A 25,027-nucleotide genomic window follows, 5' to 3' on the forward strand; every position below is an offset into this window, starting at 1 on the left:
TTGATGTCCGTTTCCCGGTGAGGCTGGGGCAGGGCTGCTGGTCGCCGGGGCTTCGGCCGGCTACTGCTTCCTGGTGAAGTTGCCGACGCCGACCTCGGCGAGGACGCCGAGCTTGACCAAGCGTTTTAGCTTGGCTCGGATGCCCTCGACGGTCTTCGGCAGCAGTTTTTGGTCGAGGCCTTCGCAGACGTCCCGGGCCCGTAGCGGACCGGTGACGTCGTTGAGGACGCCAAGGATGCGGGGGTAGTCCGGGTGCTCAGGCAAGTCGGGCGAGACCGGGTGGGCGGGGAGCCGTTCGCCCCGGGCGGTGATGGTCTTCCGGGTGATGGCCAGGTGCTCGAGGTGGGTCTCGGCTTCCCGCAGCTGCGCCCGCAGTTCGGTGACCTCGGTGCGGAGGTCGTCGGTCAAGGCTCGGGCGGCGTCCTCCTGGGTGCCGAACGCGTCGAGCAAGGTTGGATGTTCACGAACTCACCATCTGCGGGTTGCAACAGGTGGGCGTGTTCACGCCGGTGAGCCGGCGGGACATGACCTGGGTCATCGCCCAGTACACGCGGGAGGCGGAGGAGGCCGGGCGGTGCTCGTAGTCGCGGACCAGGCGCCGGATCCCGTAGGTCTGCTCGACCCTCCACCACTTCGGCTGTGGGACGAACCCCGTGTGGACTGACTGGTCCTGTCCCCCGTGCGCCCCTACCCATGCTCGAGATGGCCTACTCGTCGTCGATCGCGCCGGGAGCCAAAGCAGGCGAGGGGAAGGCGTGGCGTGCCTCGCCGCCCGACCACCACACCCCGATGGCGAGCACCGCAGACGACTCCAGCAGCGCGGCGCGGGACAGTCCGCCGCAGGACAGCGGGGAGCAGCCCATCGAGGTGATCAGCTCTGCCGTCAGGGTGGCTGCGGCAGGAGTGTCGGCGCAGAACGGAACCGCCAGGGGCGCGCCCTCGAAGGCGGGCCGCGGCAGGGTCCAGATGCTTTCGTGGCAGATGCCGAAGACCTTGGCGACATCGGCGTCCGGCGCTGCTGCTGCGATGCGCGCGGCGACGGAGTCCGTGCCTCCGGCGGTGGTCAGCGAGGGCCCGTCCGGGCCGGGCGCCATGGGAACCGTGCAGTCGAGCACTGTCCGCCCGGCCAGAACAGGGGCGAGCTCATGCGCCAACCGCGGTGCGCTGTCCGCCGGTAGGGCCATCAGGACTGCCTCGCCATAGGCGGCCGCCTCGTTGAGGCCGGCATGCCCGGCGGCTCCGATCCGAGCCGCGGTCGTGGCTGCGGCCGCAGCGTTCCGCCCGCCTACCAGAACCTGGTGCCCGGCCCGTACCCAGGCACCGCCCAGGGCCGTTGCCATCGAGCCGGTGCCGAGAATGCCGATGCGCATGATCCTGCTCCCCTTTGTGCTTGTGTCATGGGATGTCATGCCCTGGACGCTAGGCGGGTCGATGCACACTGCGTGGTGTGCATCGGCCGGGCAGGATGGGCGCATGGGAGAGCATGAGGAGCTGGCGGGGGACGGGTTCGCGGCGGACTGCCGGGCCCGAGTCGCGTTCGAAGTGCTGGCAAACCGATGGGACAGCGTGGTGGTCTTCATCCTCGGCGAGGGCGGCCCGATGCGCCCGCGTGCGCTGTTGGACCGGATCGGCGGGATCAGCCCGAAGGTACTCAACGACGCACTGCGGCGGCTGGAGTACAACGGCCTGGTTGAGCGCCGCCGTTACGCCGAGGCGCCGCCGCGCGTCGACTACGCGCTCACCGAGGCCGGCGCGGCCCTGTTGGTGCCCATCCGCGCGATGGGCACCTGGGCGGCCCGCTACGCGGACACTGTCCTGGCCTCACAGGACCGTTTCGACACCCGCTAGGGCGCGTATCGAGTCGTGATCAGTTTGCGGGATGTGCCTTCGTGGCACGGTCCGGTCCGACAGACGGTCTTACGTGACGCGAGTGCAACTGACCGATCTGGATTGGGAGTTCATCGAGCCGTACCTGCCGATCGGCGAGTACGGCCCGTACCCCGAGCGACTGCGGCAGCAGTACGAGGGCGTGATCTGGCGGTTCAAGACGGGCGGGCAGTGGCGGGAGATGCCGACGGAGTTCGGCGCCTGGTCGACCGTTCACAACCGCTTCCGGCAGTGGCGTGACGCCGGCGTCTTCGAGGCCCTGCTGGAGGGCCTGATCACGGAAGCCGCGAAGCGGGGTGAGGTGGACCTGTCCCTGGTCAGCATCGACTCCACCACCGCCCGAGCCCACCACGAGGCCGCGGCCGGGATGCACCTCGACGAGGACGTCGTCACCCCCTGGAGAAAGCCGCGGCCGAGGAGAAGAAGGCCAGGTCAAAGGGGGCGGCCTCGAAGAGCAAAACGGGCCGAGACCGAAAGTGATCCCGCGCTGGAAGAACGACGACGCATCCGGCGTCGGCGGAAACTCCGGCTGAAGGCCGCCCTCCTCGGACGTTCCAAAGGCGGGCAGACCAGCAAGGTCCACCTCGCCGCCGACCGCAAGTGCCACCCGCTGGCGTTCATCCTGGCCACAGGCCAGGCAGCGGACAGCCCGCAGTTCATCCCCGTCCTGAAGAAGGTACGGGTACGCGGGCCCGTCGGCCGACCCCGCGTCCCGCCGGACGCGGTCGCCGGGGACAACGCGTACTCGTCCCGCGGAAACCGCGCCCACCTGCGCAAACGCCGTATCAAGGCGGTCATCCCGGAGAAGAAGGACCAGGCCGCCAACCGGAAGAAGAAAGGCTCCAGAGGCGGCCGACCCGTCAACCACGACGCCGATCTCTACAAGGAGCGGAACACCGTCGAACGCCTGATCAACAAGCTCAAAGCACGGCGAGGCATCGCCACCCGATACGACAAGACTCCCGACAGCTACCTCGCCGGTCGCCACCGGCTCGCCTCGATGATCTGGATCAAGGACCTCACCAGGACCACCCGATGATCACGACTCGATATGCCCCTAGGTGACGCGCTGAGGTGCCGGACGCCAAGGGCGGGCAGGAGTTGAGTCAACGGTCAACCAGCCGTGGACGCGGGGCCTCACCCGTGGATTCCGCGTCGGTGTCGTCGGTGCCGACCGGGCCGCGGGGAAGCATCCGGTCCAGCCACTTCGGCAGCCACCAGTTGGTCCGGCCGAGGAGTGTCATGGTCGCCGGTACCAGCACCATGCGTACGACCGTGGCGTCGATGAAGATCGCGGTGGCCAGGCCGAGGCCGAACATTTTGGTGGAGGGGTCATCGGCGACGGCGAAGGACAGGAAGACCGCCACCATGATGAGGGCGGCCGAGGTGATGATCCGGGCGGTGCCCGAGACGCCCTCGACGATCGCCGTGCCGTTGTCGCCGGTGCGCAGGTACTCCTCGCGTACGCGGGAGAGGAGGAACACCTCGTAGTCCATCGACAGGCCGAACAGGATGGCGAAGAGGAACATCGGGATGAACGACACGATCGGAACCGTCGCTTCCAGCCCGATGAGCGCACCGCCCCAGCCCCACTGGAAGACCGCGACCATGATGCCGTAGGCCGCGCCGATGCTCAGCAGGTTCAGCAGCACCGCCTTGAGCGGTACGACGACCGAGCGGAAGACCAGCATCAGGAGCAGGAACGAGAGCGCCAGCACGGCGGCGACGAAGGCCGGGAGGCGTTCGCTGGTGCGTCGGCCCACGTCGGACAGGCTCGCGGCGGCGCCGCCTACGTGCGCCCTGGCCGGGCCTTGTCCGATCGCCGCGGGCAGCACCTCGGTGCGCAGCCGGGCGATGGTGTCGGTCGTGGCCTTGTCCTGAGGGCTGCTGGTCGGGAACACCACGAGGGTCGCGATGCCGGTGGCCCGGTCGATGTGCGTCGGCGCGACGGACGCGATGCCCGGATCCGCCGCGACCGTCGCGACGAGTCGGTCCACCACTCCCGGATCACCGGCGGGGTCCGCGGCGATGACGAGGGGACCGTTGGTGCCCGGGCCGAACCCCTCGGCGACGAGGTCGTAGGCCCGGCGCTCGGTACGGCTCTGCGGCAGGGAGCCGTCGTCGGGCAGGCCGACGCGCAGGCCGAGCACGGGCAGTGTCGCCGTCAGCAGCAGCGCCGCCGCGCCGACCGCGTACGACACCGGGTGCCGGCCGACGTGCCCGATCCAGCGACGCCACCCGACGGCGGGGACGGCGCCCGCCGCCGTGTCCCGCCGTCGTGCGAGTCGGCCCAGCTTCCTGGTCTGCAGAGCCCGGCCGATCCGGCCGGCCCGGCCCAATCGCGGGCCCGCCGCGCCGAGGAAAGCCGGCAGCAGCGTCACCGACGCGAGCACCATCGTCAGGACGACGATCGACACGGCAACCCCGCCCACCGTCATGAACGGCACGTTCGCGACCGCCAGGCCGAGGATCGACACGACGACGGTGCCGCCGGCGAAGACCACGGGCCTCCCCGCCGTGGCCACCGCTCGTCCGGCCGCCGCCTGCGGATCGAGCCCGCGCGCGAGGTACTCCCGGTGCCTGGCGAGCACGAACAGCGCGTAGTCGATGCCCACTCCGAGCCCGACCATGCTGCCCAGGACCGGTGCGAAGGTGGGGACGTCCGTCACCCCCGCCAGTACCGTCATCGTGGCGACCCCGACGGTCAGTCCGAAGACCGCCATGCCGATCGGCAGCGCGGCAGCGACGAGCGAACCGAACGCCAGGAACAGGATCGCGGCCGCGGCGAGGAGGCCGATCACCTCGCTCGCGCCGCCGTCGGGGTCGGAGAAGGCGTAGAAGAGGCTCCCGCCCATCTCGATGCGCAGCGGCAGATCGGCGCGCAGCCGGTCGCCGAGATCGACGAGGGCGTCGAGGTCTTCGGCCGACAGCCGGCTCTGGTCGGGGTACTGCACCCGGACGACCGCGATCCGCCCGTCGGCCGAGACGAGGCCGCTGCGCACGGCAGTGTCCCTGCCCGCGTCGAGCGCCCCCGCCGGGTCGCTCGTGCCGAGCACGTGCGGCAGCCGCTTCACCTCGGTCTGCAGCCGTGTGAGAGCGGTGCGCGCGCTGTCGTGGTCGAAGAACGTCGCAGCGCCGTCGAGGGGGGTGACGACCACTTGGGCGGTCATCCCCTCCTGCCCGGTGCCGGCCCGCTCGATCAGTTCCGCGGCCCGCTGGGAGTCCAGTCCCGGAGCGGTCATCGAATCCGCATTCCGCCCGCCGAAGGCGACGGCGGCGAGGACGGCGAGCGTGGCGGCGACCAGCCATGCCGCGATCACCCGCCAGGGATGGCGGGCGGCGCCTGCGCCCAGGCGCAACAGGGCTTTCGAGAGCATCGGGTCCTCCAACCACCTCGTCGGCCGTCCTTGTACGGCCGCCGATGCCGAGGTTCGTCGCCACGGCGCTCCGCGGCATCGGCTCGCAGGCCGCCGATCCCTCGGCCCCCGGACGGAGTGACGACCCGTCCTTTCGGCCGATGCGCGGCACGGCGCGGTCCCTAAGCTGAGGAGCGTGCTGCGAGACGACCTGCGAACCCTGTGGACCGAACCCCGGCCGCCCGACGCGCCCGCCCGGGTGCGGCGGGACTGGGCGCTGCTCGCCGCGGGCCTTGCCTGTGTGGTGCTGGAGGCCACCCTGCGCGAGAACGTCGTGTGGCGGCCGGTGGCGGTGGTGTTCGCCGTCTGGCTGTGCCTGCTGCCCCTGTGGCGCCGGACCCGCCCGCTGGCGATGGTGACGCTGGCGTTCGGCTCGGTGGTCCTGCTTCAGGTGGCCTCGCTCGTCACCGCTCCGCGCGAGCCCGTCGGCCTGTACACCGGCACGGTCGTGCTCGTGCTGGTGTACGCGCTGCCCCGGTGGGGATCGGGACGCGAGATCGTGCTGGGCGGCGTGGTGATCCTCGCGGCCAGCGGGCTGTGTTCCGTCACGGACGAGAGCTCGGTCGCCGAGAACGCCGTGGGCTTCGTCTTCCTGCTGCTGCCCGGCGTGGTCGGGGCTGCCATGCGGTTCCGGATGACCGCTCGCGAGCGGCAGTTGGACCAGGTGCGCTCCCGCGAGCGCGAACAGCTCGCCAGGGAACTGCACGACACGGTGGCCCACCATGTGTCGGCCATGGTGATCATCGCCCAGGCGGGCCGGGTGCTCGCGGGCACCGACCCGTCCGCCGCCGTCGAGGCGCTGGAGGGGGTCGAGGAGGAAGGGGCGCGCACGCTGGAGGAAATGCGCGCCATGGTCGCCGCGCTGCGCGACCGCGGGGTCGGCGCCGAGCTGGCGCCCCCTGCCGGAGTCGCGGATCTGGAGCGCCTGGTGCGCACCCCGGGTGGTCGCCTCAGGGTCGACCTGGGGCTCGACGGCGAACTGGACGCGCTGCCCCCGGCCGTGGACGCGGCCGTCTACCGGATCGTGCAGGAGTCGGTGACCAACGCGCTGCGCCATGCGGTCGACGCGACCGAGCTCGTCGTTCGGGTCGCCGCGGAACGCCACACAGTACGGGTGAGCGTGCGCGACAACGGCCGGCGCACCGGCCGGGGTCGCGACGGATACGGACTTACCGGACTGCGCGAGCGCGCGGCCCTGCTCGGCGGCACACTACGAGTCGGCCCGGGTACCGACCGGGGCTGGCATGTCGAAGCCGAACTGCCGAGAGCGAGGAGCGAGAGCGGTGTCCATTCGCGTCCTCGTCGCTGACGACCAGACGATCATCCGCACCGGGTTGCGGATCATGCTGAACGCCCAGCCCGGCATCGAGGTGGTCGGCGAGGCCGCCGACGGGCGGGAAGCGGTACGTCTGGCCCGCGAACTGCGCCCCGACGTCTGCCTGTTCGACATCCGCATGCCCGTACTCGACGGGCTCGAGGCCACCCGGCTGGTCGCCGGCCCGGGCGTCGCCGACCCGCTGGCCGTGGTCGTCATCACCACTTTCGACCTCGACGAGTACGTCTACGGCGCGCTGCGTGCCGGCGCCCGCGGATTCCTCCTCAAGGACACGGGACCGGACCTTCTGGCCCAGGCCGTACGATCGGCGTCCGGCGGTGAGGCGCTCATCGCGCCCAGCGTCACTGTCCGTCTGCTCCAGGCATTCGCGGACCTGCCCGCCGGCCGGCCCGTGGCCCAGCCGGTCTCCCCCGTCACCGCCCGCGAGGAGCAGGTGCTCCTCGCCGTCGCGCGCGGGCTGACCAACACCGAGATCGCCGATGCACTGCACATCAGCCTCAGCACGGTGAAGACGCATCTGGCCAGCCTGATGGCCAAACTCGGCGCCCGCAACCGGGTCGAGATCGCGATGTGGGCCTACGAAACGCGCCGTATCCTCCCCGGAACCTGATCCGGGTGCCGGACCATGTCCCATGAGTCCCCGCCCGGACATCAGTGCATCGGTCGGCTCACGTCGGCTCCACGTGCCTCACCCGCCCCAGAGCGTGACGTACCAGGAGGCCGGAACTGGGACGGTGAGACACCCGATACGACAAGACTCCCGACAGCTACCTCGCCAGTCTCCACCTGCACGCCTCGATGATCTGGATCAAAGACCTCACCAGGACGATCCGATGATCACGACTCGATACGCGCCCTAGTGCCCTATCAGGCAGCGTTCGCCTAAACGTCGCCTTGATCGGGCACCTGACGGTCCCGCTCGCGAAAGTCAGAAGGCCGATGCCTCGACCGCCGCACCGACTGAGCGCTGCCGGAGCTGGGCGGCGGTGAGTTCCATCTCGACCAGCGTTCCCACCAGCCCGGCCATCTTCAACTCATCTGCCAGAGCCTTTGCTTGCATGAGTGTCAAGCCATACATCTCACGAAGAGCACGCAGTACGGCCACAGGGCTTGCCTCGGGACCAATCAGGCGGAGCCGGGCGGGTCCGTGTTCGGACAGGAGTGCCTGGCGGATCTCCTCCGGAGTGTCGCCCGGGATGTGGGTGGCACACACCCAACGGGACGTCGGCTGGCTGCACCTGCGTGCCGGGCGTGCCCAAGGGGCCGAGGCACCACTCACGCACGCCGTGGATGCCTGCGCCGCAGCCGGCGATGCCTACGCGGGCGCCATGGCACGTCACCTGCGCGGCGTGGCCTACCGCGAACTGGGCCGATACCCCGAAGCCCATGCCGACTTCGACGCCGCGCTCGAGGTCTACAGGTCCGGTTCGTACGAATGAAACGAGGCCGCTGTCGCCCACGACGTAATCCGCACCCTCCGAGCGGAAGGCCGCACTGAGGAGGCCGACATCATGGAGCGGGACATCTCCGTCGCCAACCCGATCTTCGACCGTATGCACGGCCCGGGACGGAGCGGTCGCGGTGCCGGACGAGGACTGAACCAGCCGACGTCCTTGCGCTTCCTCGCAGCCACGGTGCCTGGGCCCCGGTCGGACGCCTGATCCATCGCACCAGCCCCAGCGTGCCCCGCTCGGTCAACAACATCGCCTCGCAGTCCCTCATCGCCGTCTTCGCTGAGGAGAAGGGCATCGTCGACGAGTCCTCCACTCGCATCTCCATCACCGAGACACGCGCGACCGAGTGACGGCGCAGACGACACGGCGTTCACGACGACCCCGGCGGGCCTGACAACCACCGGGGTCGTTCTGCCTCGCCCCGTCGACAACCAGACTGTCGCGTTCGTACACATCGTCAGCGTCGCCGGACACTTGCGGCCTGCGAAGATGTCTTTCGAGGGGTGGTTGAGAGGGAGGGAACGCTGTGAGACATCTGGTGGAGGACGCCGTCGCGGAGACTCTGCGCTGCGCGGGAGGCGAGACGATCCGTCTGTACGTGGCAGCCTGCGTCGAGCGGATGGCGCCGCTGTTCGTGGGCTTGCGGGCCGGCGTAGTAGGCCGCGAAGCCGACCTGGATCTGTACGTGGAGACCGTACGCAACCTCTGGTCCGCCGACCGCCCGCTCGCCGACGCCTCCGATCTCGTTCGTGTGCTTGAGCAGTTCCCCGAGCTTCGGCCGAGCGAAGAGGGGATCTCCGATGTTTCTGACACGTACGCCTTCTTCGCCGCTCTTGTCCTGCGCCACGCCTTGCTGGCCAACGGCTCTGGCAGCGCGGACGACGCGCTGTCTTGTGGTCACGCGGCTCTCACCGCGATGGGGATGCTGGATCAGAACGTGGAAGGCGCTGCTTTCAGAAGCGAGGAAGAACGGCTCCAGCTTCTGTCGGTATCCGGCGATGTCGGGGTGCTGTGGGAGGCAAGCGTGGAGGCGGGGCGGGAGCGGTTCCGCGCCGTGGCAAGCCTCGCCGCACCTGGCTCGGGCCGATGAGGCACCACTCCAAGAACCGAGCCGGATCCCACAGCGGCGGGCGGTGAACGCATCGTTGGCCGAGGTGGTCATCTACAGGGCTCGGTCACACGAGCGATGGCGGTGTGAGTGAGCGCTCCAGGAAGTGTCCGGGCGATCCAGCGCCCTGCCGTTTCGCTCTGCCAGGATGCCCCCATGCCTCGCACACCAAGCGACCCATCACAGCTCCCCCACCCTGGTGGGTACCTGACACCGGCATGCAGAGCTTGGAGGCGGAGCTGCGTCGCGAGCTTCCTCCAGGGCATCTGCTGCATGGTGCACAGCTCGTGGCGGCTGCGCGATGTGAGGGCTGTGACGATGTCCTTTTCGCCGTGACCGACCGGCCCTTCCCCTGGGCCGTCGTGCACCTGACCTGGAAGGGACGCGAAGAACACCTCCCCTGGCCCATGACCACGCCTCTGGCCAGCCTTGCCGACCTGCTCGTCGAGTGGGCCGATCACGGGTGTGGTCGGTCTCCCGAGCATGATCGGCCGGACGTGCCCTAGAGCGCTCCGTCACACCACTTGCGGCTGTGCGGCCCGGTTGGCACTTGTACACGCGAGTTGGCGTCAGTGAGCAGTTGGGGCACGGGCGTTCCGGCAGGTGACGGGGTACCCGTGGCGTGTTGACGCGCTCAGTCAACCCAGCCCCGGACATGACGTGCCGCAAGTCATTCCGTGCACGTCGCGGCATTGCGGGTCGGCACCCTGACTCTGCTTGGCTGAGACGCGGCAACTACGCTCGGTGCCCCGGGCGGCAATGATCGCGCCGGACGGGTTCCGAGGGGAGTGCGCGATGCGCGCTGGGTGGATCAGGCTGTGGCAGTGGACGGCGTATGGCGGGATCGGGCTGAGTCTGTACGCGGGCTGGTTGACGTTCGACGACATCCGGGACCGCGCTTCCAGTGAGCGCGACATCAGCGCGGCGTGCGATCGGCTTGTGTCCGGGGCCGCGGTGATGGACCTGCAGGACGGGATGGTCCGGGCAAAAGGCAGCGACGATGACGAGTTCAGGCTCGATGTGGACGAGCTGCCCGGTTCCTGCACCGTCTACAAGGTGCCTGGTCCCGGCAAGACCACGGGCCTGTTCACATTGAGGGTGCGGGTCAGCAACCCTTCCAAGCCGTTGCACTGGATCGGTGACGACAACGCTCTTGAGCCGTTTCGCGACAGTCTCGGCAGTCAGAAATCCGATGTCACCGCTGTCGCCGACCGACGCCCCGAACCACGACCCATTGGTGATGGGACCCTGGGCCGGTACGGAGACTGGTACACCACCATCCGCGCCGAGTGCGGCCCCGGCAGCCGCGCGACGGCCCCGAAGCTGCTGAACGTCACGGCCAGCGCCGACTACGACGACGTCTCCGCAGCGGACCGTGAGCGCCTCGCCCACATCGCCCGCTCGGCCACCGAGGCGCTCACCGACCGGATCGGCTGCCAGAGCCGGCTGCCCGCCCTGCCTGACCAACAGTTGCCGTCCGTACCGTCAGACCTCCGCCCCGCGCAGGCGACGGACGGTTCATGCCGCTGGTTTGCCCGACACGTCCAAAAGCAAGGGCAAGGCCGGCTGCCCGACCGTGCCCTCGCGACACCTGCCCTGGACGCATCCCCCACCGAAAGCTGCCTTCTGGCGGTCAGCCCCGACCAGGTGGGCCGTATCGACGACGGCTTGCCCGAAGACGAACACGATTCCGCACGCAGTGCGCTCACTCACTCGCCGTGGTGGCTGCGCACCGCCTCCTACTTCGACGCGGAGGCGCACACGGTGGGATACGAAGCCTTCGGCGGGGAGGACAAGATCATCACAGCGGGAACGGCCGGACACGAAAGCGGCGCGTGGTGGGCCTCCTCCATCTGCGGCGGCAAACCCGCCCTGCACACCCTCAGCTCCAGCTACACCTATGACAACGTGCTCGGCCCGCAGACTCTGTCGGCCCTGTTCCGTGCGTACGTTGACGACATCACGAAGCGGCGCGGCTGCACTCACGTGACGTACCCGAACAAGAAGGACTTCAGTACCCCATGAGCAACAGCCCGCACTGAGCACCCCATCTGTCGGATGATGCCGACTCGAATGAGCACACGATCCTGAGAGCGTGGCCATGCCGTTGATCGGGAGGCACTGCTCGCGAAGATCTTCGTGGCAACCACGGGCTGCGCCTGGCGGCAGCTGCCGCCGGTTTTCGGCCCCGCCTGCCCCACTGCCTACAGGCGCTTCGCGCAATGGAGTCGGGCCCGTGTCTGGGCACGGCTCTACCGCGGGGTTCTCGACGAACTAAGCAGCTGGTTCTTTATCTTCTGGCGCTTCTGAAGTGGTGCGGGCAGGGTGGGTAGCATGACAGACACTTCCGCCTCTGTTCCCGCGGATGTCGATGATCGCCAGGCCCTAGAGCACATCCTCGGTCGACCCTTGAGTCAGACATGGCCGGCGGGTGCATTGGCACCCGGTACCAGGGTCACGGTCGTTCGGGACCCGGGTAGGGACGGCCCTTGGCACGTCGAGTTTCCCGGAACGATCGATGCCATGGGTGCACCCGTGCCCAACGAACATGCACAGGCGCTCAGTGACGAGCTCCTGTACTGGGTCACCTTTGACTCGCCGCAGTACGACAGCGACGGGGGCGGCCCCTATCGCAAGGCCCAGGTCTGGGGTCGGTACCTGCGGACGAGCCTGAGCCCGCAGGGTAGGGGTGCGGAGGGTCGTGTTGCCCCACTCGAATCGCCGTTCGGTCCGTCGAACTAGGTCGCTCACCTGGGCATTCGTCGGATGTGGGGGCATCCTTCGTCTGATCATGTGACCCTGGCGCACGTCTTCGGCAAGGCTCTGATCTCCGGGCAGATCCACACCGGCCATGTGATGGCCGTCGACGGCCGCGTGAACCGCATCGTGCAAAACCTTCCGCTCATCCGTCCGACCATCGTGGCCGCTGTGCCGCGGATCTTCGAGAGGGTCTACAACGGCATAGCGGCCAACCGGTTGTCTACCAGGCCGGTGCATCCCCATGTCGTTCGTGTCCACATCGCCGCGACCGGACGGACGGGGATCAGTTGTGGGCTTGCGATGTGCGGGCTTCCGGGTAGGCGGTCCAGTCTGTCGCGGCGCCGCAGCGCCACTGTGTAGTGGTCACGACGTGAAGGCCCGAGGAGTGGGCGAGGAGGGCTGGACGGCTGGAGGGAGGTCTTGGGCGAGTTGGGGTGAGAGGGGTGTTGCGGGCCGGGCGGATCGGAATGCGAGAGAAGTCCCTGGTCCCGTCGCCACTCGCTACGACAAGCGCGCGGCCATGTGTTCTCGGCGCCGCAACCGCCGCGGCTCTTGCCGTCTGGCTGCGGTCACGAGTCAGCGGGCGACCTCTTCGGGTTCAGGCGCGGGCGACTCCGTGCTGAGCGGCCAGCGGAAGCCGGCGTCATGCAGCTTGCTCAGCGCCATGTGATCATTCGACACCGGCACCTGGGCCAACCGAGCTGCCGCCGTCACCACGGCTACCCACCCCGGCGAGGCAAGGTACTCCTCGTCTCGGGCCTCGGCGCCGACCACGTCCTGCACCGCGCCGTAGGCAGTACCTAGACGCGCCATCAAGTCCACTTCTTCCTCGGTGCGAAGACATTGCCCCAGCCATGGCAGCGGATTGTCCGCATCGCAGAAGTCATCGAAGAGCACGTGCACGGTGTAGTCGAGATCCTCGAACTGAGCCGGGTCGAGCCACACGTCCCGCTGCCATGCAGGGCTCGCCAATGCCACCACCGCCGGCACGACATGGAGGCGGGAGTAGGGCAAAGCAACACCGTGATCGATCACGAGGCGAGACTAGTCACCTCGCGATCGCCCGGACAGGTCCTGGGCCCGGTGCGCGCTGCGGCCGGCTCAGGCTTGAACACCGGTTTCCGGCAGAGCGCGTCGGGGTGGGGGCTCAGACTGCGACCATGCGCTCGCCTCGTGCTGTTGCACGCCATCGGCGAGCAGGTGGACAGAAGGAGGAGTCCGGTGGCGCGCCAACTGAGGATGGTGGCTGTGTCGATGAGGCGTAGGTGAGCGGCGAAGTCCGTGTGCGCCCCTTCCAGCCGGTGTGAGGCGGCTGCACCCGCCTCACGCCGGCTTCGAAACATCGCTAGCACTCCGGAGCCATACTCCAGGTTTGGTTTCCGGGCCGGAGCCTCAGCTGTTGGCCAAGGTGCGGTCGAGGAGGGGCAGCAGACGGTCCCAATGGCGCTGCAGCGCTGCGGGGTTGAAGGCGTCGGTGTCGGACATGGTGAAGCCGTGGACGGTGCCGGGGTAGATCTCGGAGGTGTAGCCGACACCCGCGGCGTCCAGGGCTTGGTTGAGCTCACCGAGGACCTCGGGCGTCAAGTCGCCTTCGGCATGGCCGAGATGGACCTGGGCCGTGATCTTGGAGAAACTGTCGGGCCCGTCTGCGCCCACGGGAGCATGGAATGCAGCGACGGCGGCCACTTGGCCGGGGTGGGCCGCGGCGGTACGCATCGCCAGGAGGCCGCCGATGCAGTAGCCGGTCACCGCGACCGGTCCGGCGCCGACCTCGGGCTGGGCGGTGAGGAACCTGAGGTAGGCGTCGGCGTCGCTCAGAACACGTTCGGGAGTGTGCGCCTCGATCAAGGGCATCAGCTGGGCGAAGACCGCGTGCCGGACTTCTTCTCCGATGTACTCGGGAAGTTCGATCACCGGTGCCGGGCCGTGCCGGTAGAAGAGGTTGGGGACGAGCACGTAGTACCCGTGCGCAGCCAGCTCGCGGGCCATCTCCCGCAGCACGGGCCGGATACCGAAGCCGTCCGCGTACATCAGCACCCCTGGGTGCCGGTCGCCACGGTCGGGCACGGCGGCGAAAGCGTCGGCCTCGCCGTCCGCGGTGGGAATGTGCAACATCTTGGTGGGCATGATTTCTCCTGTCGTGTTTGACGTGTCGAGCTGTGGTCAACCCGACAGGAGGCGGAGCCCGCGCAGCAGCGCCAGATCCTCGATGCAACAACGGGCCGGCACTGGCCCGTACGGCGCTCAGAGGAGCGCCGGGTCACCAATCCGTGTGTGGCGCAATGCCGTCCCGGTAGTCATCGCCACACAACGTAGCCCACGGAACAGATACGGTGCCATCCCCAGTCCACAGTGCTCATCGCGAGAATGATCTCGGTCGGCACTCGGCCACTTTCCCTGTTCGACGCGCAACCGTGACAGCGATGGCGATCTCGTGCCTGCATGGTCCTCACGACACTTCGAAGGATCTGCTCGAATCCGAGCCGTAGACCGGATCGCCAGGGATCGAGAAGAGACTGCTCGACTTGCCGTTAGCCCATGGCCTCAAACGGCGGCTCGTCCCTGGCTCTTGGGGGTTCACCAGCCGCCGGCCAACTCGTCGGGGCATGTCGGTGGCGCCTGGCGGAGTCCCGTAGGGGCGAGAGCAGGCCTCCTCGGTGCGCTCGAACTCGCAACCGGCGTGGTTTTCACGAACTGGGGGCATCGCGGAGGCCGAGTCAGGTCCGTGCGTGATCGCAGCCGCAACGCGCCGGGAGCGGGGGAAGCCCGACGTAGGCGCGCAGGGCGTTGTGGGTGTCGGGGAGCCCGTGGGGAGCGAGTCGCACACCGATGCCTGCAGTGTTCCAGTGGCCTTCTTCCAGGTCGGCGACCGTACGGAGGAGTTGTTGCTGGGGGCCGCTGAGATCGGCGTACGGGGGCAGGGGCTCGGGCAGCGGGACGGGGAACACCTCGGGCAGGACCGTCCTCGCGACGTAAGTCCTGTTGTGGGGCTCGATACGCGGGAGGCAGGCGACCACGACGGAGCTCGGGACAGGAGCGGGCAGGGCGAGCAGGGTCTTGGCCGTGTAGCCGTGGAAGTCGCCCTGGCCGAAGTCGGTGGCGGGCACTGGCGCGGGTGTCGAGGCGGCCCGGGCGAGTTCGGCGACGGCGCCGTCGAGCCGCGCAGCGCCGGGAGTCGCACCGGTCCTGCCGGCCAGGTGGGCGATCGCGACGGCTGCCGCCCACCGTACGAGGCTGTCTTCGGCACCGAGGTAGGAGGCGAACTCCTCTGAAAGCGCGGGCGTTCCGACGATGCCCGCGGCGACGAGGGCGGTGGCCGTGGCAACGGGGGCGGGCTCGCGTGCGGCGAGGGCGAGCAGCAGCGGAAGCGTCGTGTCGGCGGCCTCGGGAAACCAGGCAAGGAGATAGGCCGCCCGGGTCCGTATCCGAGGGTCGACGTCGTCGAGGAGGCCGAGCAGGCCAGGAAGTTCGGCGAGGACGGCGTCGTACGAACGCATCTGCGCGTCCCGGGCGTCGACCGGGTTGCCGGCCGCCATCCACTCCCGCATTCCGGCCAGATTGCGGCGTCGCTCTGCGTCGTGCTCGACGGCCAGCTGCTCGTCATACCAGGGCAGCAGCTTCTCCGGGGTGTGGTCTGCGGCCTCCGCGCGCCAAACAGCGACATCGGCCCCGTCGAGGATCTCGAGCTCATCGTCCCAGCTGACTGCCAGCCGGGTGAGAAGTTCCAGTACGCGCTCACGGGCCGGCGCCGGGCCGGCGAGGGCGATCCGGGCGAGGAACGGCACCGCGAACGGTGAGGCCTGGCAGCGCGTGCCCTGATGAGCCAGGTGGTTGAACAGCCCGAGGAACGCGTCCTCCCGGGCCGGCTCGTCGTCCCCGCACACGGCGCGTATCCGGCCCGGGACGTCCTCGGCCGACCCGTAGGCGTGATTCAGCCCCGCCCAGTCCACCTCGTCCAGACCGGCCAGCATCTCCTCGTACTCCACGATCATGACGTCAGGGTGACAGACCCCTCCGACCACGACGTTCGGGAGCGTCGTCCGGCCGGGGCCTCAGTCGTCCAGGCCGCCGTCGTCGCCCTGACCCGGACCCCGGCTCCCAAGTCACAGGCGACGGTGTGGGGCCCGCGCCCCGGGGCGGATACGGCTCGTACCACCGGCCAGGCCGGGACCAAGGAAGGATCGATCTCCCTCAGCTGCTCGCGCCGTTCCACCGACTGGCTCGTGAGGCCGAACCTTCACCCGTGCCTCGCTTCAAGCGGGTGGCGCACGGCCATATTCGAATGTCGTACCGCTCCGGGCCCTCGGAGCGCCGCCAGACCCTCACCTCGTGCTCGCCGCCGTCTGACAGCACCAACACAGGCCCGGGCTCCCTTCCCTCCACATTGACGAGAGTGACCTCTCTGTCAGGCGCTTCAATTCGCGAAGTTCCCAGCAGCGCGCCTGCACCGTCGGGCGCCGGGCCTTCCCAGACCGACAGCACGACGCCGATATGCGCTGCAGAAGTGAGCGTGGGAACGCCGACCGCGTCCTCGCTGCCTCTCACCGAATCACCGTCAGGAACGGCGCTCACGATGTCAGCGCCATGCCCACCTGCGGCGACCAGCCAGAACTCGCTGTGTGACACCCACAAGGAGTCAAACACCACGTCCCAGGGCTGATCAGTGGGGAATAGGTCTTCACCGAACATCATCGCAGAATCCATGCCGCCACCGTAGGCCCGTTCGCCACTAACCACTTGGAGGCGACGTTTCGCCGGCGCAGAGACGCCAGACCCGCAAAGTATCCAAGCGGCAACGCCAGTACGAGGCGTTGGAAATCGAGCAGCTCCAGTTGGTCATCGCGTCCGCGATGAAGAAGCGTGTCCGGACCCCCGGAACCACTGAACGCCGGCCGGCCCCAAACACGATCGGATCGCCCCCGCAGGGCGTCGTGGCCGTTGGAGAAGGGCTACTGGCAAAGCACGAGGCCAGGGCAAGGCTGCGTCGCAGCCGCCGAGTCAAATACTCGTCGTCGGTGCAGCCGCACACCAGCCACGAACGCCCGGCAGGAACTGCTGCTGTCCGAGGCCTTTGACGGCCAGACCTTCCAAGCCGGGGGGTTCGGTCCAGCTGAGCCACTCCTCGGGGAGGCCAGGTCCGTCGTCAACCGCGGCCGGGATCAAGGAAGTTCAACAGTCCGGCGCGCGGTCGCGTCCGTGCCCGGTCCCGCGCCCCTGCCCCGGTTCGCTTGCTGACAGTTACGAGTCCCCGAACCGACCAAGGAGTGTGACCCCTGACCCCGGCTCTGACCTCGCCTTATCGTTGGCCTGGACTATTGCGGAGAGTGATTGGTTCGGGAATGATTTCCCGCCGTGACAATCTTCTTCACCGCCGCACTCGGCGTGTTCCTCGTCGTGCTCTACCGCCTCCTCATCACCCCCCGTCGTGTCGTCCGCTGGGTCGGAGAGCACTTCGTGGCGTCCGCGTACGGCCTTCCGCCCCGTGAGGGGCTCGACTCGCGGCGCGCCGGACCGCCCCCACCGGCGCACCGGACGGAGGAGCGGCAGGCCGTGGCCAATGCCGCATGGGAAGGAAACTGGAAGTCCGCCGAGCGGTACGTCCAGGCGGCGGGCGAGGACTGGGACGAGCGCTGGGCCCGGCTGGAGATCCTGCAGCAGGTCGCCCAGGAGGATGACGCCTGGCTCGACGCCTGGCGCGTCGCCGAACCCGGGAACTGCGACGCGGCCACCCTCCACGCGATCATCATGGTTCACCGCGCCTGGGAGATCCGGGGCAGCGGGTTCGCCCACGAGGTCATGACCTCTGACATGAACCGCTTCCGTGCCATGCTCCCGGCCGCGATCGAGGAGGCGCGGCAGGCCGCGCTGCTCGACCCTGCGAACCCGGGCCCGTGGGTCGTGATGGTCACGGCAGCGCGCGGAGCTCAGTACGGCCGCGCACAGTTCAAGCCGCTCTGGGAAGAACTCATCGCCCGCGCACCCCACCATTACGAGGGGCACTGGCAGGCCCTCCAGTACTGGTGCGCCAAGTGGTTCGGCAGCGACCGGCGGATGATGCGGTTCGCTCGCCAGGCCGTCCGCAAGGCCCCGCCCGGCAGCCCGCTCGCCGGTATCTACCTGCACGCACTGAACGAGCTCACCGACCGGCCCGCCGCCGCCGCGCTGCCCGTCACGCCCATGACGTGGAACCTGCTGAAGCAGATCGCCGCCTCGTTCGACCGAGTCGCGCCCGACGACGAGCGCCTGCCGGCCCTGCGTCACCTACTGGCCCACTACATGCTCCGGTCGATGATGTACTCGCCCGCCCTGGAGCAGTTCCGCCTGATCGGACCGTGGTGCGGCGCCCAACCCTGGCGCAAGGACGGAAACCCGGTCATGGCCTTCGAAACGGCCCGCGGCACGGCCGCAAAGCTATCCCGGACCCGTCCTGCCCCGACACAGAAGGTCTACGGGATGGGCCGCTAGGGCCTGTCGTCAAGGTGGGTGACCCCAGCACGTTCATCGCAGAGGGGCAAGATAGGACCTTGATCGGCTACTGGAACCCGCTGCCCACGGCTCGACGGGTGATTGAGAACCTCGGGGAGTGTGCGGAGCAACTCTTCACGGGCGCGTGGGAACAACGGAACTGGCGCAACGTTCCGGGCCCCTTCTACGCCGGAGACACCGACAGCATGGCTACTGGGCGTCTGGACGCTCCAGAACACATCGCCTATGACGATGATCTGGGCGGCGGTTTCGGCTCCGAGTTCATCTACCGCCAGCCAGTCAATGAGCGCGAGACCGCGGCCCTGATCCACGGTTGCCGGATGGAGTTGTACCGAGGTTACAACTGGGACGGTGACGACCACTGGACGGTGGAAGCTGTCCGCGACTGGTGGCGGGAGCGAGCCCGCGTTCGGGAATGGGCTGTCGCCATAGCCGCCGACTGGGGTGCAGACGTCCACCCCGACTGGGACTTCAACGCCGATCAGCGCTACCTCGGCCACTACCACGATGCAGCTCAGGGGCATCGGGATTTCGTTACCTACATCGATGACGGGCTGGAGATCTACCTGCGCGGCTACCTCTTCTGGCTCGAACAGCGCCGCGAGGCGCGCGATGACGAGGCCCTTCCCTGCCTCTAGGACGTTTCGTTCGGATCACATGCCGTCGGCTCCGGTCGCGATCGTGTGCACCGAACCAGGGTCAGAGCTGTGGTTCATGCACAGGCCGGCTTGGCCCTTCTGGATGCAGGGCGCCGATCCTCAGCACAGGTCCTCCTGACCATGCAGCTCACGTATGCGCACGTCATCGATCCGTGGCAGGCAAAACCAGTTGACGCGATCGGGAGAATGTCAGGCATGGGTACAGACATGAGCGGCTTTCTCGAGTATCGAGCGTCACAGGACGGTCGGGAGGCAACCTGGTACGCCGCGCACCGCCTCGGCTCCCTCAATGACACCCGCAACTACGATGCGTTCGGTTGCTCTTCGGGGTCCGCAACTACGCCAACTTCCGGCCCTTGGCTGCATGCCGAGGTCTGCCCGCTGACGCCTCGGCTGCCGCGAGTGCGCGGTTCGCGCAGCTGATCGAGTGGTGCGGTGAGGACGCTCTTCACGGCACCACGTGGATCACGTGGGCCGAAGTGAAGGCGGTCGACTGGGACGAGCCTGCGGAGAAGCCTGACAAGCGGCTTCACGAGTACCACCAGACTCCGAACGGGCTCAGGATGACAGGCAAGTGCTCCTGGAGTCCTGCATTCGCCGAGGCTGTCGGTCTCGAAAGAGGCGAAGACCGGGAGTGGCCCGAAGGAAGTGAGTGGCTCGTCGGGGACACGCTCTACAGATCGGTCACCATCCGCCGTAGAAACGCCGTCACCGAAACCGGCGAGTGGCAACCCGTCTGGAAAGCCATGGAGACACTTGCAGCACAACACGGTGACGACAACGTGCGCCTCGTCGTGTGGTTCGACGACTGAGCAGGTCGCTGCGACCGCGCATCGCCCGGGCGCCTCTTTCGGATCATCTCGCTGACCAGATGAAGATGGCGGAGAGGTGGAGTCCGGGGAGGTAGGTGGTGCCGGTCTTGTCGTAGCGGGTGGCCAGGCCGCGCCACTGCTTCCGGTCCGGCAGCAACGGCTCGATCCACTGGGTGTCGGTCAACGACACACATCAACCAACGATCAGATGATCCGAAGGAAACTGCCTAGCTGCAACTCGTCTGCGGTATCCGGTGGATGACCTGCCTCGCCGTCCGGTTCACTCAACGCCGGCGATCTCGCGGGGCTTGGCCCGTCGGGCTCGGACCTTCGGGCTTGGACCTTCCAGGCCACCGCAGCGGCGTGGCGCCGACCTATCTGCGGTATCTCTTCCGGTACTGCGTCGAAGCCCTATGCGAGACGTTCCTGCCCGCGGAGACCTGGCGGGTTTCCTTGGACGACCGTCTCCTCGACAACGAAACCGCTGACCCCGACCTCGGCGGTTACGTCTGGGGTGTGAAGTGTCATGAGATGTACGGAGCCGAGCTTCGTCCGACGTCGGAGGTCACCCGCCGCTGGTCAAAGGCCGTCGGGATCGACTTCCACGAGGTTCACATTGAGACCAACGCGCACGATCTGACCTTGCTCTCCTCGGACCTTAAGGTCAGCGACGTCCCGGTCGGATACGCGCCCTTCATCACGGACTGAGGATCAGGGTTCGTGTGATCTTGCGACTGGCGTGTCTCAGGATCGTTCCGCTTGTCACGGGCCGCGGTGATCTGGCTGATGCGGAGTGGGAGCGGTTACGGCCGTTCCTGCCGGTCAGCAATGGGCGTTGCGGCAGGTGGTGGTGCTGGCCCCGCGCCGGTCAACGCGCCACGCGGTAGCGGAGGTAGACGACCCTTGAGCTGAAGGTGCGTGTCTCGACAAGTTCGAGACCCACCCGGCGCTCGTGCTGGGGGAAGAACGGGGTGCCGCCGCCGACCAGCACCGGATAGACCATGATCCGGTACTCGTCGATCAGGCCCGACGCGGCCGCCTCGGCAGCGAGAGTCGCGCCGCCGATCGCGATCTCTCCCTCCCCCGGCTCGGCTCGCAGCCGTTCGATCTCCTCCGCCAGGCCGCCGGAGGTCAGGCGGGCATTGCCCTGCACCGCCGACAGCGTGGTGGAGAACACCACCTTTGGTAGCGGCTTCCAGAGGTCGGTCCACTCGCGCTGCGAGTCGTCGAGCGTTGGATCCTGGTCGGCGGTCTCCCAGTACAGCATCGTCTCGTACAGCCGTCGTCCCAACAGATGGACGTCGACCTGTCGAATGTCGTCGATCCAGAAGCGAAAGATCTCCTCGTCAGGGGTTCCCCAGTCGAAGTCGCCGTCCGGCCCCATGATGTAACCGTCGAGTGAGACGCTCATCGAATAGGTCACGCTGCGCATCAGAAGTCCTCCTCGGGGACGGGTTCGACAGTATGACCGCCGGACGCCGCAGGACTCGTCGCGGCTCGCGGGATCCCTGAGCCGAGTCACCTCACGAGATCAATTTCGTTGAGAAGCCTCACTGGCCAGAATCTCTGCAAGATCGTCTGCGCTTCCTGGAGAGTGCGCCGCGCTTGAGTGTGTCCACGACCGGGTGCGGGAACGCCCTCTGAGCTCCAGATCGCGTGACCTGACCCGTCGTCGGCGGGCCTGTCGTCGGCGGATGGGTCAGGTCAGTCCCACTGCTGGGCTGCGAGGGAGGTGACCGGCTGCGGCTTACCGATGACGGCCAGGGCGATGAAGAAGTTGATCTGGCCGATCGCGATCGTCAAGGTGGCCAGCGCCTTCTCGTCGTAGTGCTTCGCCACCTCGGCATACAACTCGTCCGAAACCCTCTCCCGGCCATGCGGAGCGGGCTGGAGCGTGGCCTCCACCAGAGCGAGCGCGGCGCGCTCCGCATCGGTGAAGTACGGAGCGTCCTGCCAGGAGGAAACAGCAGTGATGCGCTCCTCCGACTCCCCCGCCTTACGCAGGAAACCGGTGTTCAGAATGGTCAGATACGTGTTGTGGACGATCTGCCCGGCACGCAGGTGCACCAGGTTCACCGTGGTACGCGGCACCGACTGGTTACCCGTCGCCCGGAACAGAGCGGCACTGACATCACTCAGCTCGGGAACGAACTCACCGGGGTTGGGCATCCGCGAGATCGAGGTCTTGTCCGTCACGACTGTGTCTCCTTCATAGCGGCCTGGTTGCCGTCTTCACACCACTGACGGACCCCAGCACAAAGATGTGACAGCTCCCCGGAGAAAACTTTCCCGCGAGCTCCGGACCACGCAGCAACCACGCCCTCGCCCGCACGACCTGTGAAGAGCTTCTGGCTACCGCCGTCAACAGCCCCAGCTACCGCCTCAAGAACCACATCAGGGCCCTGAACGACATGGCCACCACAAGTCCCTGACTCACCGATCACCACCCTTGAGGGGCGGACAGCTCAAGAATCCGCAACCTGCCTGCGGTCCGCCATTTCCCGGTCAATGATCGCCTTGGATGCGGGCATGCAGGTGTTCGTCGTGCCATCCATCTGCATGAAGAAGGGCACTCCGCATGGTCCCCTCAAGGGGAAATCCCGCCTTCACAGCCACTCGGCAGGAGGCCGGGTTCGCCACCGAGTGAGTGATCCGGAGTCGGTGCAGCCCCAGATCGTCCAGGGCCCACCGGCTGATGCGGACGGTAGCGTCGACCACGGCACCATGGCCACGCCCCTCAGGCAGGAGCCAGTACAAGATTTCACCGCTGCCTCCACCGAGGTCGATATCCGCGAGTCCGATCAGACCCACAGGCTCGGCCCTGACGGAAGGCGCTATCGCCCAGATCGCAGCTGCTTCGTTCCTCCAGCGTTGGCCCCACCGCGCGATCTTCTCGCGAGCCTCGTCCAGCGCAAGGTATCCAGGCCTGTTCCACTGCTGGATGTCCACGTCGTGGCAGGAGCGGACGAGCACCTCGGCGTCCTCCTGCCGCCAAGGACGCAGATGGAAGCCGCTGGCGAGGCAGAAGTCGGGCTGTTCGGCGCGACCCATGCTGCCGGCTGGGACCACAGGAGGTATCGAATCCATCCCAGCATCATGCCAAGAGCCGAGCCTGGCTTCGATCCCGTACATCGACAACATGGCGTTCCCGCAAGGGAACCGCCGAGCCCTGAGCCGGCGTACGACGCTCCGTCCGGCGCTGGGTATGTCGGTGGGACACCGCACGCAGGAGGTGCGGACCGGGTCGACCAGACACCAGGTCAGGGCGGCACCACCCGGCCCTCCTTGGCCCAGCCCAGTTGGACCGGGTACGCACGGGCCGGAGGCCCGCGCCCTGCTCGGCCTGCCGAACGAGCAGGTCCGGGTCCAGCCTCAAGCCGGACCGCAACGACGACTGCACGGCCTTCGTGCAGAGCACCAGCCTGAATCGGAAGCCGGCGCCGCCGAGGCGGCTGCTGCTCGTGGTCTGACGCCGCGGGGAGGTGCAGCGGGGCCGGCCACGTACGTGACGCGGCCGGCCCCTTCTACGGCGGGGCCGGGACCGGTCAGGAGCCGGAGCCCTGGCGGCGCATCCTCGCGGCAAGCAGGAGGCCCACGCCGGCAACGAGTGCGGTGCCAGCGCCTCCCGCGATCAGGGCCGTGTCGCCCGCACCGGTGGAGGCCAGCGAAGAGCCGCTGCCGCCCTGCGGGGTCACGGCGGTGTTGCCGGTGCCGGGGGTGGTTCCGGTGCCCGTGCCGGTGTCGTTCCCGGCGCCGGTTCCGGCGCCGGTGCCAGAGCCGTCCGCGCCCTGACCGCCGTCGCTCTTGCCGTCGTTCGTACCGTCGTTCCCGTCGTTCTCCTGCTGGGCCTTCTTGTCCTTCTCCCGGGCTTCGTGCTGTCCGGTGAGCAGGAACGCGGCGCGGTCGGCGGGGGTGCCCGCCAGAGCGGCGCGGCCGGCCTTGACCAGCTCGGGGCCACCCTCGCTGATGATCTGGGCGATCGCGACGCGGTTGTCCTGGTCCCGCAGGTCGTGCTGCGTCACCTCCAGGAAGTGGCGCAGCTCGGCAGGGGTCGGGGAGCCGTTCAGGAGCTTGCGGATCTCCTCGCTGAGGATGGGACCGTCCCAGCTCTCATCGATCCGGGCGAGCTCGACCAGGTCGTCCTCGGCCTGCGCAACGTGACGGCCCTTCTCCAGAAACGCGGAGCGGTCCGCCGGAGTACCCAGGAGGGCCTTCTTCGCGGCTTCCTTCACTGCGGGACCGGCGGTGTTGGTCAGGCGGGCGATCTCGACCTTGTTGTCGTCGTCGCGGAGCTCGTGCTGGGTGACCTCGTAGAACTTCCGGAGGTCTGCAAGGGTCAGCCCGTCGGCCCGGAGGAGGCCCTTGATTCCTTCCTTCAGGCCGGGGCCTGCATGGTTCAGGAGCCTGACGATGGCGATCCGGTAGTCGTCGAGACGGATGCGGTGCTGGTCGGTCTCGATGAACGCGCGCATGGCCGCGGGGCCGTCGGCGATGGCCTTGTGGCCGGCTTCCTTCATGTACCCGCTTGCCATCGGGTCGGCGATGATCGCGAGGATGGTCTTGCGGTCCTGCTCCGCCTCATCCTCGCCGGACGCGTCCGCGGCCTCGCGGTCGGGTGCGGTCGGAGCCGGCGGGTTGGTGGATGCGGCGGCCTCGGTTCCGTCGGCGAACGCCGGCGACGCGAGGAGGACGGCCGGAGCCAGAGCAGCAGTGGTCACAGCCGCGGCGATCCGGGACAACTTCACAGAAAATACCCCCAGAGGGAATGGTCTTTGCGCTGCAAGGACTCACCACTCCCACAGAAGGTTGTAGTGGCCAGCTGTATTCGTTTCGCATGTGGCCATCTCGCCACCCTCTGCACGAGGGCGCGATCGGCACGTACCCGGTGCGGGTGGTGTCCTGGCGACTACCTGATGCTCATTCCGCTCGGATGACTCCTCGGCGTCCGAGCCGGTTTCGGCCTGCCTGGCCGCTACATGGCCTGGACCGCGCTCTACGCCCCCATTACGTCTTGCCGATCCCCCACCACCGGCGCCTGTTCGGGCGGGACAACCCGGCACAGAAGGCGGTGTCGAAGACTCCGCACACGAAGGACCCTGACTGAGGCGG

26 protein-coding genes and 3 pseudogenes are annotated in these 25,027 nt (G+C 68.1%); 15 read left to right on the top strand and 14 right to left on the bottom strand.

Annotated elements, in window-relative coordinates; translation table 11 throughout:
• Positions 1–60: 60 nt before the first annotated feature.
• The 3 genes and pseudogenes from ACFC0D_RS03500 to ACFC0D_RS03510 all read right to left on the bottom strand — a co-directional run bounded on the left by ACFC0D_RS03500 (position 61) and on the right by ACFC0D_RS03510 (position 1,370).
• Positions 61–450 (bottom strand): hypothetical protein, encoded by a 390-nt coding sequence (locus ACFC0D_RS03500; RefSeq protein ID WP_376430795.1) that lies wholly within the window; start codon positions 448–450, stop codon positions 61–63.
• A gap of 10 nt (positions 451–460) precedes the next feature.
• A pseudogene (locus ACFC0D_RS03505) lies at positions 461–652 on the bottom strand (IS5/IS1182 family transposase); the annotation flags it as partial.
• Between the two features lie 55 nt (positions 653–707).
• Positions 708–1,370, bottom strand: coding sequence for an NADPH-dependent F420 reductase (locus tag ACFC0D_RS03510; RefSeq protein WP_376430796.1), 663 nt, complete (start codon positions 1,368–1,370; stop codon positions 708–710).
• Between the two features lie 103 nt (positions 1,371–1,473).
• Between ACFC0D_RS03510 and ACFC0D_RS03515 the strand changes: the two genes are divergently transcribed.
• Both ACFC0D_RS03515 and ACFC0D_RS03520 read left to right on the top strand, forming a co-directional pair.
• Positions 1,474–1,848 (top strand): winged helix-turn-helix transcriptional regulator, encoded by a 375-nt coding sequence (locus tag ACFC0D_RS03515; RefSeq protein ID WP_376430797.1) that lies wholly within the window; start codon positions 1,474–1,476, stop codon positions 1,846–1,848.
• A 73-nt stretch (positions 1,849–1,921) separates the two neighbouring features.
• Positions 1,922–2,926, top strand: coding sequence for an IS5 family transposase (locus tag ACFC0D_RS03520; protein ID WP_376430798.1), 1,005 nt, complete (start codon positions 1,922–1,924; stop codon positions 2,924–2,926).
• Between the two features lie 67 nt (positions 2,927–2,993).
• Here the strand turns inward: ACFC0D_RS03520 and ACFC0D_RS03525 are convergent, their stop codons facing one another.
• Entirely contained in the window at positions 2,994–5,264 is a 2,271-nt protein-coding gene (locus ACFC0D_RS03525) for an MMPL family transporter (RefSeq protein ID WP_376430799.1), read from the bottom strand.
• A gap of 175 nt (positions 5,265–5,439) precedes the next feature.
• Here ACFC0D_RS03525 and ACFC0D_RS03530 point away from each other — a divergent pair, with 175 nt between their 5' ends.
• On the top strand, positions 5,440–6,612 hold the full coding sequence (locus ACFC0D_RS03530) for a sensor histidine kinase (RefSeq protein WP_376430800.1): 1,173 nt from the start codon (positions 5,440–5,442) through the stop codon (positions 6,610–6,612).
• Positions 6,587–7,249 carry a response regulator transcription factor gene (locus tag ACFC0D_RS03535; RefSeq protein WP_030832911.1) on the top strand — a complete coding sequence of 221 codons (663 nt, stop codon included), beginning with the start codon at positions 6,587–6,589 and terminating at the stop codon, positions 7,247–7,249. Before ACFC0D_RS03530 ends, ACFC0D_RS03535 begins: the two co-directional genes overlap by 26 nt.
• A gap of 318 nt (positions 7,250–7,567) precedes the next feature.
• On the opposite strand, the gene ACFC0D_RS03540 is transcribed toward ACFC0D_RS03535, so the two are convergent.
• Positions 7,568–7,744 carry a hypothetical protein gene (locus ACFC0D_RS03540; protein ID WP_376430801.1) on the bottom strand — a complete coding sequence of 59 codons (177 nt, stop codon included), beginning with the start codon at positions 7,742–7,744 and terminating at the stop codon, positions 7,568–7,570.
• Between the two features lie 97 nt (positions 7,745–7,841).
• Here ACFC0D_RS03540 and ACFC0D_RS03545 point away from each other — a divergent pair, with 97 nt between their 5' ends.
• The 6 genes and pseudogenes from ACFC0D_RS03545 (at position 7,842) to ACFC0D_RS03570 (ending at position 12,321) form a co-directional block, all read left to right on the top strand.
• A complete protein-coding gene (locus ACFC0D_RS03545; protein WP_376430802.1) occupies positions 7,842–8,078 on the top strand; it encodes a tetratricopeptide repeat protein in 237 nt (78 codons plus the stop codon).
• 242 nt (positions 8,079–8,320) lie between these two features.
• Positions 8,321–8,443 (top strand): hypothetical protein, encoded by a 123-nt coding sequence (locus ACFC0D_RS03550; RefSeq protein ID WP_376430803.1) that lies wholly within the window; start codon positions 8,321–8,323, stop codon positions 8,441–8,443.
• Between the two features lie 176 nt (positions 8,444–8,619).
• On the top strand, positions 8,620–9,183 hold the full coding sequence (locus ACFC0D_RS03555) for a hypothetical protein (RefSeq protein WP_376430804.1): 564 nt from the start codon (positions 8,620–8,622) through the stop codon (positions 9,181–9,183).
• Between the two features lie 813 nt (positions 9,184–9,996).
• Positions 9,997–11,226: a hypothetical protein gene (locus tag ACFC0D_RS03560; RefSeq protein ID WP_376430805.1), complete on the top strand. Its 1,230-nt coding sequence runs from the start codon at positions 9,997–9,999 to the stop codon at positions 11,224–11,226.
• A 93-nt stretch (positions 11,227–11,319) separates the two neighbouring features.
• Positions 11,320–11,511: pseudogene (locus tag ACFC0D_RS03565) on the top strand (transposase); the annotation flags it as partial.
• A 483-nt stretch (positions 11,512–11,994) separates the two neighbouring features.
• Positions 11,995–12,321 carry a hypothetical protein gene (locus ACFC0D_RS03570; RefSeq protein ID WP_376430884.1) on the top strand — a complete coding sequence of 109 codons (327 nt, stop codon included), beginning with the start codon at positions 11,995–11,997 and terminating at the stop codon, positions 12,319–12,321.
• A 216-nt stretch (positions 12,322–12,537) separates the two neighbouring features.
• Here the strand turns inward: ACFC0D_RS03570 and ACFC0D_RS03575 are convergent, their stop codons facing one another.
• From ACFC0D_RS03575 to ACFC0D_RS03590, 4 genes are all read right to left on the bottom strand, one after another.
• Complete coding sequence (locus ACFC0D_RS03575; RefSeq protein ID WP_376430806.1) at positions 12,538–12,996, bottom strand: hypothetical protein; 459 nt, start codon at positions 12,994–12,996, stop codon at positions 12,538–12,540.
• Between the two features lie 357 nt (positions 12,997–13,353).
• A complete protein-coding gene (locus tag ACFC0D_RS03580; RefSeq protein ID WP_376430807.1) occupies positions 13,354–14,088 on the bottom strand; it encodes a dienelactone hydrolase family protein in 735 nt (244 codons plus the stop codon).
• A 590-nt stretch (positions 14,089–14,678) separates the two neighbouring features.
• On the bottom strand, positions 14,679–15,953 hold the full coding sequence (locus tag ACFC0D_RS03585; RefSeq protein ID WP_376430808.1) for a hypothetical protein: 1,275 nt from the start codon (positions 15,951–15,953) through the stop codon (positions 14,679–14,681).
• A 199-nt stretch (positions 15,954–16,152) separates the two neighbouring features.
• Positions 16,153–16,665: a hypothetical protein gene (locus ACFC0D_RS03590; protein WP_376430809.1), complete on the bottom strand. Its 513-nt coding sequence runs from the start codon at positions 16,663–16,665 to the stop codon at positions 16,153–16,155.
• Positions 16,666–17,313: 648 nt separating this feature from the next.
• On the opposite strand from ACFC0D_RS03590, the gene ACFC0D_RS03595 reads away from it, so the two are divergent.
• The 3 genes from ACFC0D_RS03595 (at position 17,314) to ACFC0D_RS03605 (ending at position 19,918) form a co-directional block, all read left to right on the top strand.
• Positions 17,314–18,426: a hypothetical protein gene (locus ACFC0D_RS03595; RefSeq protein WP_376430810.1), complete on the top strand. Its 1,113-nt coding sequence runs from the start codon at positions 17,314–17,316 to the stop codon at positions 18,424–18,426.
• 59 nt (positions 18,427–18,485) lie between these two features.
• Positions 18,486–19,085, top strand: coding sequence for a hypothetical protein (locus tag ACFC0D_RS03600; RefSeq protein ID WP_376430811.1), 600 nt, complete (start codon positions 18,486–18,488; stop codon positions 19,083–19,085).
• Positions 19,086–19,423: 338 nt separating this feature from the next.
• Complete coding sequence (locus tag ACFC0D_RS03605; RefSeq protein WP_376430812.1) at positions 19,424–19,918, top strand: hypothetical protein; 495 nt, start codon at positions 19,424–19,426, stop codon at positions 19,916–19,918.
• 43 nt (positions 19,919–19,961) lie between these two features.
• On the opposite strand, the gene ACFC0D_RS03610 is transcribed toward ACFC0D_RS03605, so the two are convergent.
• Complete coding sequence (locus ACFC0D_RS03610) at positions 19,962–20,102, bottom strand: hypothetical protein (RefSeq protein ID WP_376430813.1); 141 nt, start codon at positions 20,100–20,102, stop codon at positions 19,962–19,964.
• A 179-nt stretch (positions 20,103–20,281) separates the two neighbouring features.
• Between ACFC0D_RS03610 and ACFC0D_RS03615 the strand changes: the two genes are divergently transcribed.
• Positions 20,282–20,626 (top strand): hypothetical protein, encoded by a 345-nt coding sequence (locus tag ACFC0D_RS03615; protein ID WP_376430814.1) that lies wholly within the window; start codon positions 20,282–20,284, stop codon positions 20,624–20,626.
• A 160-nt stretch (positions 20,627–20,786) separates the two neighbouring features.
• Here ACFC0D_RS03615 and ACFC0D_RS03620 read toward each other — a convergent pair whose 3' ends face one another.
• The 3 genes from ACFC0D_RS03620 to ACFC0D_RS03630 form a co-directional block, all read right to left on the bottom strand.
• Positions 20,787–21,350 (bottom strand): dihydrofolate reductase family protein, encoded by a 564-nt coding sequence (locus ACFC0D_RS03620; protein WP_376430815.1) that lies wholly within the window; start codon positions 21,348–21,350, stop codon positions 20,787–20,789.
• A gap of 272 nt (positions 21,351–21,622) precedes the next feature.
• A complete protein-coding gene (locus ACFC0D_RS03625) occupies positions 21,623–22,087 on the bottom strand; it encodes a carboxymuconolactone decarboxylase family protein (protein WP_376430876.1) in 465 nt (154 codons plus the stop codon).
• Between the two features lie 336 nt (positions 22,088–22,423).
• A complete protein-coding gene (locus ACFC0D_RS03630) occupies positions 22,424–23,005 on the bottom strand; it encodes a GNAT family N-acetyltransferase (RefSeq protein WP_376430816.1) in 582 nt (193 codons plus the stop codon).
• Positions 23,006–23,234: 229 nt separating this feature from the next.
• Here ACFC0D_RS03630 and ACFC0D_RS03635 point away from each other — a divergent pair.
• Positions 23,235–23,388: pseudogene (locus tag ACFC0D_RS03635) on the top strand (VWA domain-containing protein); the annotation flags it as partial.
• Positions 23,389–23,463: 75 nt separating this feature from the next.
• On the opposite strand, the gene ACFC0D_RS03640 reads toward ACFC0D_RS03635, so the two are convergent.
• A complete protein-coding gene (locus ACFC0D_RS03640; RefSeq protein WP_376430817.1) occupies positions 23,464–24,636 on the bottom strand; it encodes an ALF repeat-containing protein in 1,173 nt (390 codons plus the stop codon).
• Positions 24,637–25,027 lie beyond the last annotated feature (391 nt).

It is taken from the genome of Streptomyces sp. NPDC056222, from assembly GCF_042264065.1.
Classification (GTDB): Bacteria; Actinomycetota; Actinomycetes; order Streptomycetales; family Streptomycetaceae; genus Streptomyces.

Bases quoted from the DNA above. Each gene is read 5' to 3' on its own strand.
- ACFC0D_RS03580 (WP_376430807.1), bottom strand. From the start codon at position 14,088: ATGCCCACCAAGATGTTGCACATTCCCACCGCGGACGGCGAGGCCGAC.
- ACFC0D_RS03630 (WP_376430816.1), bottom strand. From the start codon at position 23,005: ATGGATTCGATACCTCCTGTGGTCCCAGCCGGCAGCATGGGTCGCGCC.
- ACFC0D_RS03620 (WP_376430815.1), bottom strand. From the start codon at position 21,350: ATGCGCAGCGTGACCTATTCGATGAGCGTCTCACTCGACGGTTACATC.
- ACFC0D_RS03560 (WP_376430805.1), top strand. From the start codon at position 9,997: ATGCGCGCTGGGTGGATCAGGCTGTGGCAGTGGACGGCGTATGGCGGG.
- ACFC0D_RS03515 (WP_376430797.1), top strand. From the start codon at position 1,474: ATGGGAGAGCATGAGGAGCTGGCGGGGGACGGGTTCGCGGCGGACTGC.
- ACFC0D_RS03585 (WP_376430808.1), bottom strand. From the start codon at position 15,953: ATGATCGTGGAGTACGAGGAGATGCTGGCCGGTCTGGACGAGGTGGAC.
- ACFC0D_RS03510 (WP_376430796.1), bottom strand. From the start codon at position 1,370: ATGCGCATCGGCATTCTCGGCACCGGCTCGATGGCAACGGCCCTGGGC.
- ACFC0D_RS03590 (WP_376430809.1), bottom strand. From the start codon at position 16,665: ATGGATTCTGCGATGATGTTCGGTGAAGACCTATTCCCCACTGATCAG.
- ACFC0D_RS03625 (WP_376430876.1), bottom strand. From the start codon at position 22,087: ATGCCCAACCCCGGTGAGTTCGTTCCCGAGCTGAGTGATGTCAGTGCC.
- ACFC0D_RS03525 (WP_376430799.1), bottom strand. From the start codon at position 5,264: ATGCTCTCGAAAGCCCTGTTGCGCCTGGGCGCAGGCGCCGCCCGCCAT.